Origin of the sequence: Clavibacter lycopersici (genome assembly GCF_003576405.1) — a bacterium.
Taxonomy (GTDB): domain Bacteria; phylum Actinomycetota; class Actinomycetes; order Actinomycetales; family Microbacteriaceae; genus Clavibacter; species Clavibacter lycopersici.
This window is the reverse complement of the sequence record NZ_QWGT01000097.1, coordinates 1-9,575: the sequence shown is the minus strand read 5'-3', so window position 1 is coordinate 9,575 and position 9,575 is coordinate 1. Positions and strand designations below refer to the sequence as shown.

Genomic DNA, 9,575 nt, shown 5'->3' with positions numbered 1-9,575 from the left:
CGGCGCGGCCACGGGCGCCTCCGCGTCGCGCGGCCCGGCGCCGCCCGCGACGTGGCCGGCCTCCTCGGCGGCGATGTTCTCGGCGGATCCCACGGGGAGCGTCGACGCGTCCACCTCCTCGGCCGCGCGCAGCTCGTCGTGGGCGCGGTCGATCGCCTCCTCCAGCTCGTCGACGAGGAGGTCCTCGCGGAGGAAGTGGCGCAGGCGGTATCCGGCGCGACCGACCATGTGCGCGGAGATCGGCGCCGTGAGCATCTGGAAGAGGAGGACGGGCACGAGCATCGCTGCCGTGCTGAGGCTCTGCGACTGGAGGGCGAGCGCGAGCAGGACGAGGATCACGCCGAGGATCTGCGGCTTGGTCGCCGCGTGCATGCGGGCGAGCGGGTCCGGGAAGCGCAGGAGGCCGACGCCCGCCGCGACGGAGAGGACGCCGCCCAGGATGAGGAGCACGAGGCTCACGACGTCGAGGGCGTCGGCCAGCGGGCCGGAGACGAGGATGTCGTTCACGACGGGTCCTGCTTCGAGACGTAGCGGGCGACGGCGACCGTCGCGAGGAACGCGGTCATGGCGAGCACGAGCATCACGGGCACCGTGCGCGTGTGCCCGTTGTAGATCATCTCGGCGCCGAGCACGCAGATGAGGGTGGTGAGCAGCACATCGGACGCGATGATCCGGTCGAGGATGCTCGGGCCGCGCACGATGCGCACGAGCGCCATCGCGGCGGTGGAGAAGAACAGGGCGCCGACGACGACCCAGCCGACCTGCATGACGACGCTCATGGGAGCTCCTCCCCCGTGGTGGTGATGAGCCCCGCCTCGAGGTCGCGGTCGCGCACCAGCTCGTGCTCGCGCTGCGTGCGGGTCTGCAGCAGCGGCTCGCGGCCGGACTCGCGCCGCTCGCGGTTGACGCGCCAGACATCGTCCGGGGTGCCGAGCGTGTACACGATCCGGCTCTCGACCTGGAGGGTGCGCGTGCGCACGTGCTCGACGTCCTCACGCGTCTCGGTGCCGAGCGCGTGCAGGTAGAGGATGGACCGCTCGCGGTCGGCCTCCACCACGATGGACCCGGGCACGAGCGAGACGACCTCGGCCGTGAGCGTCATGACGAAGTCGCTCCGCGTGTGCAGGTGGACGGCGATGACGGAGTTGGTGGGCACGCGGCGCCAGTCGAAGGCGAGCACCGCGACCTGGAACGACGCGCGGACGAGGTCCGCCGCGAAGTGCCCGAGCAGGATGAACGCCCAGCGGATGTCGAAGCGCCCCGACAGCTCGACGGGCGGCAGGTAGAACACCCGCGTCACGAGGAGCGCCAGCACGATGCCCGAGAGCACCGAGATCACGGTGACGTGCCCCCAGAGCAGCAGCCAGAGGATCACCAGCCAGACGAGGAGCGGCAGCTGCACGAGGAGCGACAGGCGCTCCGCGCGCGCCCTCGCGCGGTGGGGGCTCATTCGACGCCTCCCGGGAAGGCCGTCTCGACGTAGCCCTGCTCGCCCGAGCCGACGCCGGATCCGGGGCCGGTGAGGCTCTCGCCCGCGCGCTCCGCGAGCGCGTAGACGGGCCCCGCGAACACGGTGAGCGCGACGCTCACGGCGACCATGCCCATGGTGGCGCCCGTCATGAGCACGGGGGTCTTGCGGACGGTCTGCACGCCCTCGCCGCCCGGGCGCTCGGAGAGCTGGTCGAGCAGCGGCGACTCGTAGTCCTCGACCTCGTCCGCGTCGCGCCAGAACGCCATGTTCCAGACGCGGGCGAGGGCGTACAGGGTGAGGAGGCTCGTGGCGGCGCCGGCCGCGATGATCACGTACGTCAGCCAGCCGCCGACCTCCGCGCCGGAGTCGAACAGGGCGACCTTGCCGATGAACCCCGAGAACGGCGGGATGCCGCCGAGGTTGAGCGCGGGGATGAAGAACAGGATCGCCATGAGCGGCGCCGCCTTTAGCAGCCCGCCCAGCCGGTTGATCGACGTGCTGCCGCCCGTGCGCTCGATGAGGCCGGACGCGAGGAACAGGGTGGTCTGCACCACGATGTGGTGGATCACGTAGTAGATGGTCGCGGTCATCCCCGCCACGGTGTTGAGCGCGATGCCGAAGATCATGTAGCCGATGTGGCTCACGAGCGTGAAGGACAGCAGCCGCTTGATGTCCGCCTGGGCCACGGCGCCGAGGATGCCGACCACCATGGTGAGCCCCGCCACGACCATGAGGGCGGTCGAGAGCTGGTCGGTCGGGAACATGACGGTCTCGGTGCGGAGGATGGCGTACACGCCGACCTTGGTGAGGAGGCCCGCGAACACCGCGGTGACGGGCGCGGGCGCCGTCGGGTAGGAGTCCGGCAGCCAGAACGACAGCGGGAACACGGCCGCCTTGATCCCGAAGGCGACGAGGAGCATGACGTGCAGGATCAGCTGCACGTCCGGCGGTATCTCCGCCAGCCGCACCGAGATCTGCGCGATGTTCACCGTGCCGAGGGCGCCGTAGATCATGGCGATGGACGCGAGGAACAGCACGGAGGACACCAGGCTGACCACGATGTACGTCACGCCCGCGCGGATCCGGGCCTCGGTGCCGCCCAGGGTGAGCAGCACGTAGCTCGCCACGAGCAGGATCTCGAAGCCGACGTAGAGGTTGAACAGGTCGCCCGCGACGAACGCGTTGAAGACGCCGGCCGCGAGGATCAGGTAGGTCGGGTTGTAGATGGAGACGGGGGTCTCGCCGTCGCCGTCCTCGAGGCCCTGGCCGATGGAGAACATGAGGACCGCGAGCAGCACGATCGACGAGATCACGAGCATGAGCGCCGAGAGCCGGTCGACCACGAGCACGATGCCGAACGGCGCCGCCCACCCGCCGACCTGGACGGACTGGCCGCCCTGCTGGTCCACCAGGACGAGGAGGACGCCGCTGATGACCACGACGATGAGGAGGGCGAGCACCGACACGGCGACCTGCAGGCGGCGCTGACGGGCTGCGACGAGGGCGGCCGCGGCGCCGAGCAGCGGCACGAGCACGACGAGGGGCACGAGGGCCTGGAATACGGTCATCGTCCATCGCCCCCGTCCTTCTCGGCGCGCTTCGTGCGGAAGTCGCGGTGGTCGTCGTCGTCGGCGGAGTCGTCGATGGCCTCTTCCAGGTCGGATCTGTTGTCGCGGAGCTTGCGGGCGGACGCGATGGCGGCCTCGGCGTTGGTGCCGAACTCGGTGTCGTCGTCGTCGGGCACGGTGGGCTCCTCGCCGAGGCCCGTGCGGGGGCCGCGCATGGCGAGGTCGTCCTCGTCGTCCGTCACCACGTCGGCGTTCGCCAGCCGCCAGGAGCGGTAGATGAGCGCCATGAGGAAGGCCGAGACGCCGAAGGTGATGACGATGGCCGTGAGGATGAGGGCCTGCGGCAGCGGGTCGGCGTACTCGGACGGATCCACGCCGGGGTCGTAGATGGGCGCGAGGCCGACGCGGCCGCTCATGATGAGGATCAGGATGTTGGTCGCGTTGCCCACCAGCAGGAAGCCGAGCAGCACGCGCGTCATGCTGCGCTCGAGCATGAGGTAGATGCCCGTCGCGTACATGGCGGCCATGATCACGATGAGGGTGACGGAGACGCTCACACGCTCACCCCCTGCTCGGTCTCCATGCCGTCCGCTCCCTGCTCGACCGTCCGGTCGCTCTCCTCCTGGCGGTCGACCTCCGCGCCGAGGCTGCGGAGGACGTCGAGCGTGAGGCCCACGACGACGAGGTAGACGCCCACGTCGAAGAAGGTGCTCGAGACGAACTCGACGTGGCCGAGGAAGGGGACCTCGGTGTCGATCCACGTGGAGGTCAGCGCGTCGGCGCCGAAGAGGAGGGGCACGGCGGCCGTGCCGACCGTGAAGACGAGTCCCGTGCCGAGCACGCGTCCCGCGTCCACCGGCGCCGCGGCGCCCAGCTCGTAGCGACCGCCCGCGAGGTAGCGCGCGACGAGCGCCATGCCGGCGAGGAGTCCGCCCGCGAATCCGCCGCCCGGGAGGTTGTGCCCGGAGAAGAGCAGGTACACGGACACGACGATGAGGCTGTGGAAGAGGAGGCGGACGACGACCTCGAGGAGGATCGACCGGTTCTGCGGCGCGAGCGTGCGCCCGGCGAGCAGCCAGGGGCTCCGCTCGCTGCGGCCGACGTCCTTCACGGCGAGGCGCGCGTCGGAACGCTGTCCCTCCGCCCCGGTCTCCATCTCGAGGTCATCGCCCAGGCCCGGGTCCCGTCGGCCGGACAGGCGCGCGATGAGGCTGCGGCGCGACGGCGCGGTCAGGCGGGGCAGCGAGTCGGTGCGGCGGTTGAGGAAGATGAGGCTCGCGACGCCGGTCGCCGCGACGATGAGGACGGCGATCTCGCCCATGGTGTCCCAGCCGCGGAGGTCGACGAGGGTCACGTTGACGACGTTGCTGCCGTGGCCCTGCTCGTAGGCGAGGCGCGGGAACTCGAGGGAGATGGGATCCGCGACCCGGGCGCCGAGCGCCACCACCGCGACGGTGGACATGAGCGCGGCGACGGCGATGCCGATGCCCGCGCGCCAGACCGGGTGCACCGAGCGGTTCCGCTCCCCCAGCCGCACGGGCAGCCGGCGGAGCACGAGGACGAAGGCGACCAGCGTGATCGTCTCGATGAGCACCTGCGTGAGCGCGAGGTCGGGGGCCCCGTGCAGGGCGAAGAGCGCGGCCATGCCGTAGCCGGTAACCCCGACGAGCACGACGGCCTGGAAGCGCTTGCCCGCGCGGGCCGCCGCGATGGAGGCGACGATCATGACGATGCCGATGACGGGCTGCGCCGGGTGGTCGAACGGCACGGCGGTCGTCGGCCACGAGCGGTTGAGCGCGAGCGCGGATCCGACCGAGCCGATGAGCACGAGCAGGATGACGCCGAGGTAGAAGGGCAGCGATCCGCGCTGCGTGGTGGCGGTGGTGCGCGCCGCGACCCGGTCGATGAGGCGCATCGACGCCCAGTAGATGCGGGCCGCGTCGATCCACGACGGCACGCGCGACTGCAGCGCGAAGACGCCGTCGCGGAGCCGGAACATGGCGAGGCCGACGACGAGCGTGCCCGCCGAGATGAACAGCGCGGGCTCCAGCCCGTGCCAGAGCGCGAGGTGGTACGTGTGGTCGGGCTCCCCGGAGGCCCCGGCGCTCGCGGCCGGGAGCGTGTCCGCGTAGCCGGCGATCCAGCCGTCGACGGACGACGCGAGGAAGCCGAGCACGAGGCCGGTGGCGGCGAGCACGGCGGGCGGGATCAGGAAGTCGAGGTGCTCGTGCACGGGCTGGACCTCGTCCACGCCGCGCTTGAGGGCGAACGCGCCCCACATGAAGCGCGCGCTGTACGCGACCGTCAGGCAGGATCCGACCGACACACCGATGACCGCGACCCAGCCGATCCCGCCGCCGAGCTCCGCGTCGAGGAGGAGCGCCGAGAGCACGGCCTCCTTCGCGACGAAGCCGATGAACGGCGGCAGACCGGCCATCGAGGCGAGGGCGAGCGCCGTGATCACCGCGAGCACCGGCGCCTTGCGGCCCAGGCCGCTGATCTTGCGGAGGTCGCGCGTGCCCGCCCGGTGGTCGACGACGCCGACGACGAGGAACAGGGTGGCCTTGAACAGCGCGTGCGCGAGGAGCAGCGCGACGCCCGCGAGAGCCGCGTCGCGGGTGCCGTAGCCGACGACGACGGTGAGGAAGCCGAGCTGGCTGACCGTGCCGTAGGCGAGGACGAGCTTCAGGTCCATCTGCTTGAGCGCGCGCCAGCCGCCGACGAGCATCGTCGCGACGCCGAGCGAGACGAGCAGCACGCGCCAGCCGGGGACGTCGGCGTAGCCGGGCGCGAGGCGCGCGATCAGGTAGATGCCGGCCTTGACCATCGCGGCGGCGTGCAGGTACGCGCTCACGGGAGTCGGTGCGGCCATGGCGGCGGGCAGCCAGAAGTGGAAGGGCACGAGAGCCGACTTCGAGAGCGCGCCGAGGAGGATCAGCACGATCGCGATCGGGATCAGCGGGCCGCCGGGCGGGTCGGCGACCAGCGCGGCGAGGCTCGTGGTGCCGCCGGTGACCGACAGGATCACGAGGCCGACGAGCATCGCGAGCCCGCCCGCCGTCGTGACGAGGAGGGCCTGCAGCGCGGCGCCGCGGCTCGCCTTCTTGCCCGTGTAGTGCCCGATGAGGAGGTAGGAGAGGACGCTCGTGGCCTCCCAGAACGTGAAGAGCACGAACACGTCGTCGGCGAGCACGAGCCCGTACATGACGCCGGCGAAGGCGACGAGGAGACCGGCGAACCGGCCGAGCCCCTCCTCCGAGCTCCGGAAGTAGCGCGCGCAGTACAGGAGCACGAGGGCGCCGACGCCCGTGACCACGAGCGCGAGGAGCCAGGACAGCGCGTCCATCCGCATGTCGAGCGTGATGCCGAGCGACGGGATCCACTCGACGCGCTCGACGACCTCGCCGTCCGGCAGCACCGTCGGAGCCTGCGCGACCGTGTAGGCGAAGGCGGCGGCCGGCACGAGGGCGGCGACGAGGAAGGCGCGGACGCCCATCACGCGGGCGAGCAGCGGGACGGCGACGGAGGCCAGCAGGAACACCGAGAGGAGGACGATCACGTGCGGTCTCCTCTCACGAGTCGGCTATTTCCCCAGTCTACCTGAGCCCTGCCTGAGAGACCGGGGCGTGCACGTCAGTCCGGCTGCACGGCGGGCTCGGCGCGCAGGTCGGCGAGCACCTGCAGCACGCGCGCGACGTCGTGCGGGCCGCCGACGCGGAAGTCCGCCGCCGTGGCGCCCGTGCCGCTCTTGAGCCCGAGGTCGCCGGCCTGGAGCGCCTGGAACGCGTCCTCGTCGGTGACGTCGTCGCCCGCGTAGAAGACGGCCGTCGCGTCGGCGTACCGGCGCAGGTGCTCGACGGCCTCGCCCTTGGTGGCGTGCCGGACGCTGAACTCCAGCACGTCCTTGCCCGAGCGCACCTTGAGGCCCTCGACCTCCGCGTGCGCCTCCTGCGTGGCTACGAGGTGCGCGATGCGGCTGTGCCTCTCGGTGGCGAGGCGCGTGTGGAGGGCGAAGCCCGCGGGCTTCTCCTCGATCCACACCTCGTCGAGGGAGTCGGCGACCTGGCCGAGCACGTCGGAGAGCACGCCGCGCTGGGCGAGCTCGCCCTCGTCGAGGGTCAGCTCGATGTCGTCGGTGTCGAGGCGGATCTCCACGCCGTGGGATCCCACGAGCAGCACCTCGTCCGGCAGGTCGGCCACGGCCTCGAGGCTCCGCAGCGCGCGGCCCGACACGAGCGCGACGCGCGTCTCGGGGAGCGCCAGCAGCGCGAGCACCGCGGCGCGCGCCTCCGGGACCGCGCGCGCCTTCTCGGGATCGTCGACCTCGGGCGCGAGCGTGCCGTCGAAGTCGAGGGCGACCAGGAGGCGCGGCGTGCGCGCGAGCTCCGTGAGCGCCTCGAACAGGCGGCCAGGGAACCCGCGGCCGCCCGTGGCCTGGATGTCGGTGGTCAGCTCGGCCACGCGCGCTACCAGCCCTCGTCGAGGGCCGGCTCGACGACCTCTTCGTCGGGGCCCTCGTGGATCGAGGCGGCGTGCGTGCGCCCGAGGTCGGCGAGGAACGAGCTCGACCAGGCGGCGACGTCGTTCTCGAACACGCGCTTGCGGAGCGACCGCATGCGCTTGCGCTGCTCGGCCTTCGGCATGTCGATGGCGCGGAGGATCGCCTCCTTGAGGCCCTCGATGTCGTGCGGGTTCACGAGGAGCGCCGCCTTCAGCTCGTCCGCGGCGCCCGCGAACTCGCTCAGCACCAGCACGCCCTCGTCGGAGTGCTTGGTGGCCACGTACTCCTTGGCGACGAGGTTCATCCCGTCGCGGAGGGCGGTGACGAGCATGACGTCGGCCGCGAGGCAGAGCGCCACCATCTCCTCCTTCGGGTACCCGTGGTGCAGGTAGCTGATGGCGGTGTGGCTGATGGAGCCGTAGTCGCCGTTGATGCGGCCGACCGTGAGCTCGATCTCGTCCCGCAGCTGCCGGTACGTCTCCACGCGCTCGCGGCTGGGGCTCGCGACCTGCACGAGCGTCGCGTCCTCGACCGACACGCGACCCTCGGCGAGCAGCTCGCCGAACGCCTTCAGGCGGTGGCCGATGCCCTTCGTGTAGTCGAGCCGGTCGACGCCCAGCAGGATCGTCTTCGGGTCGCCGAGGTCGGCGCGGATCTGGCGCGCGCGCTCCAGGATGGCCGGGTCCTTGGCCATCTCCTCGTAGCTGCGCGCGTCGATGGAGATCGGGTAGTGCTTGGCCACGACCTGGCGGGTGCGGAGCTCGCGCACGGGCTTCGACGGCTTGGTGCCGGGGACGGTGAGCGGGACGCCGCCGCGCACGGGCACGTCCACGGTGGATCCGCGGGTCGTGTAGCCGAAGAGCCGCCGGACCGCGCGCGTGAAGTTGCCGGCGTCGGCGACGCGCTGGAAGCCGATGACGTCCGCCCCGAGCAGGCCCTCGATGATCTGCGTGCGCCACGGCAGCTGCGAGTAGATGCCGTAGGGCGGGAACGGGATGTGGTTGAAGAACCCGATGGTGAGGTCCGGCCTCTGCTCGCGGAGCATCTTCGGCACGAGCTGCAGCTGGTAGTCCTGCACCCACACGGTGGCGCCGGGCGCTGCGGCCTTCGCGGCCGCGTCGGCGAAGCGCTGGTTGACCGTGACGTAGGTGTCCCACCACTCGCGGTGGTAGCTCGGCTGCGCGATGACGTCGTGGTACAGCGGCCACAGGGTGTCGTTGGAGAAGCCCTCGTAGTACTCCGCGAGGTCCTGCTCGGAGAGGGTGACGGGGATGATCGAGATGCCGTCGTCGACGAAGGGCTCGACGTCGTGGTCGGCGATGCCCGGCCAGCCGACCCACGCGCCCTCGTTGGCGCGCATGACGGGCTCGAGCGCCGTGACCAGGCCGCCCGGCGAGTGCCGCCACGAGGTGGAGCCGTCGGCGGCGACGACGCGGTCGACGGGGAGGCGGTTGGACACGACGACGAGGTCGTACGTGCCGGGCTCGACGGCCGTGCCGTCGCCCGCGGCGGCGTTCGTCGGCTCGGTCGCGGAGGGCGTGGATGAGGGTGGCGGAGTCACGGTTCCCGTCTCGGTTGCGCAGAGCTCTGTGGTACCTGCTCGGTGGGCCCAGGCTACCAGCCCCACCCCGCCCTGACCGGGGGTCGCGCGTCCGCCCGCGTCACAGGCGGAGCACGGCGCGTGCCGCGTCGTGCAGTGCGTCGCCGTAGGACGGGCCGTGCGACGCGGCGTGCACGGCGAGCGGATGGAGCTGGTGCAGGCTCACGCGATCGCGCCAGCCGGAGGTGAGGGATCCGGTGTCCGCGTACGCGCCGAGGAGGTCGTCGAGGCCCGGGCAGCCGAAGAGCGCGAGCATGGCAAGGTCGGTCTCGCGGTGCCCGCCGTGCGCGGCGGGGTCGATGAGGACGGCGCCGGCGTCCGTCCACTGGACGTTGCCCGACCAGAGGTCGCCGTGGATCCGCGCGGGCCGCGCCCCGTCGTCGAACCGGCCGTCGGCGGCGAGGGCGCACGCGCGCTCCACGTCGGCCGCCTGGG

General features: G+C 71.9%; 9 protein-coding genes. All 9 read right to left on the bottom strand.

Translation table 11 applies throughout. The annotated features are described in order from the left end of the window. Positions 1–507: monovalent cation/H(+) antiporter subunit G (gene mnhG / locus DZG00_RS08220; protein ID WP_147359954.1), on the bottom strand; the 507-nt coding region annotated here is incomplete at its 3' end. Further along, entirely contained in the window at positions 504–779 is a 276-nt protein-coding gene (locus DZG00_RS08215; protein ID WP_119381914.1) for an MrpF/PhaF family protein, read from the bottom strand. The genes DZG00_RS08215 and mnhG, both read right to left, overlap by 4 nt. Next, positions 776–1,450 (bottom strand): Na+/H+ antiporter subunit E, encoded by a 675-nt coding sequence (locus DZG00_RS08210; RefSeq protein ID WP_119381915.1) that lies wholly within the window; start codon positions 1,448–1,450, stop codon positions 776–778. Before DZG00_RS08210 ends, DZG00_RS08215 begins: the two co-directional genes overlap by 4 nt. Next, positions 1,447–3,039, bottom strand: coding sequence for a Na+/H+ antiporter subunit D (locus DZG00_RS08205; RefSeq protein ID WP_119381916.1), 1,593 nt, complete (start codon positions 3,037–3,039; stop codon positions 1,447–1,449). The genes DZG00_RS08210 and DZG00_RS08205 overlap by 4 nt, the downstream gene beginning before the upstream one ends. Continuing rightward, entirely contained in the window at positions 3,036–3,596 is a 561-nt protein-coding gene (locus tag DZG00_RS08200) for a Na(+)/H(+) antiporter subunit C (RefSeq protein ID WP_119381917.1), read from the bottom strand. Before DZG00_RS08200 ends, DZG00_RS08205 begins: the two co-directional genes overlap by 4 nt. Next, positions 3,593–6,598: a Na+/H+ antiporter subunit A gene (locus DZG00_RS08195; RefSeq protein WP_119381918.1), complete on the bottom strand. Its 3,006-nt coding sequence runs from the start codon at positions 6,596–6,598 to the stop codon at positions 3,593–3,595. Before DZG00_RS08195 ends, DZG00_RS08200 begins: the two co-directional genes overlap by 4 nt. Before the next feature lie 74 nt (positions 6,599–6,672). Next, positions 6,673–7,500 (bottom strand): trehalose-phosphatase, encoded by an 828-nt coding sequence (otsB, locus tag DZG00_RS08190; protein ID WP_119381919.1) that lies wholly within the window; start codon positions 7,498–7,500, stop codon positions 6,673–6,675. 5 nt (positions 7,501–7,505) lie between these two features. After that, on the bottom strand, positions 7,506–9,101 hold the full coding sequence (locus DZG00_RS08185; RefSeq protein WP_119455520.1) for an alpha,alpha-trehalose-phosphate synthase (UDP-forming): 1,596 nt from the start codon (positions 9,099–9,101) through the stop codon (positions 7,506–7,508). A 100-nt stretch (positions 9,102–9,201) separates the two neighbouring features. Continuing rightward, the coding region (locus DZG00_RS08180) for a fructosamine kinase family protein (protein WP_199689803.1) at positions 9,202–9,575 on the bottom strand (374 nt) is incomplete at its 5' end.